This window comes from Streptomyces humidus, assembly GCF_014649655.1.
Classification (GTDB): Bacteria; Actinomycetota; Actinomycetes; order Streptomycetales; family Streptomycetaceae; genus Streptomyces; species Streptomyces humidus.
The window spans coordinates 1-903 of record NZ_BMTL01000152.1 but is presented as its reverse complement, the minus strand read 5'-3'; the positions used below and the strand labels follow the sequence as shown (position 1 = coordinate 903).

The 903-nt window shown below is 72.0% G+C and carries 1 protein-coding gene; it reads right to left on the bottom strand.

The window, feature by feature from the left end; all coding sequences use genetic code 11:
• On the bottom strand, positions 1-872 hold an 872-nt coding region (locus IE239_RS41510; protein WP_229878829.1), incomplete at its 3' end, for a beta-ketoacyl reductase.
• Positions 873-903: the final 31 nt, after the last annotated feature.

The window sequence follows — 903 nt, the reverse complement described above, 5'->3', positions numbered from 1 at the left end:
AGATCCTCCGGCGAACCCACCCCACCCGGGAACCGGCACGCCATACCCACGATCACCACCGGATCGTCACCCACACTCACCGGCGCGGGCAGCGCCGCGTCGCCTGCTGTCCGCTCTGCTCCCACCAGCTCTGTCCCGATGTGCCGGATCAGGGCGGCGGGCGTGGGGTAGTCGAAGATCAGGGTGGCGGGGAGCCTCATGCCGGTGGCCGCGGCCACACGGTTACGCAGCTCCACCGAGGTCAAGGAGTCGAAGCCCAGTTCCTTGAAGGTGTGGTCCACCTCGATGTCCGTGGCGGAGGCGTGGCCGAGCACGGCGGCCGCAGCGCCCTGAACCAGGCCGGCCACGTGCCGGTCACGGTCTGCCGGCGAAGCCGCCGTGAGCTGTGCCCTGAGGTCCTGGTGCAGCGTTCCGTCCACGCTCCGCACCTCGGCCTTGCGACGCGCACGGCCCCGGACCAGAGCGCGCAGCATGGTGGGCACTTCCTCGGGCGCCCGCCGACGCAGCCCGGCGAGATCCAGGTCGACGGGCAGTACCGCAGCCCGCTCGAACCCAGGTCCCTGCTTGAGCGCCATGTCCAGCAGGGCGAGACCCCGCTCAGGGGCCAGCGGCAGCATGCCGCCGCGTGCCATGCGGCGCAGGTCCGCTTCGGTCAGCTCGGCCGTCATGCCCGCCCCCGGAGCCCAGGGGCCCCAGCCGAGGGAGATCGCGGGCAGGCCAGCGGTTCGACGCAACGACGCGAAGGCGTCCAGGAAGGCGTTGGCGGCGGAGTAGTTGGCCTGCCCCGCGCCACCGAAGGTGCCCATGACGGAGGAGAAGACGACGAACGCGGACAGGTCCGCGGCCCGGGTCAGCTCGTCCAGATGCGTCACCGCGTCCACCTTCGGCCGCATCACGCTCGCC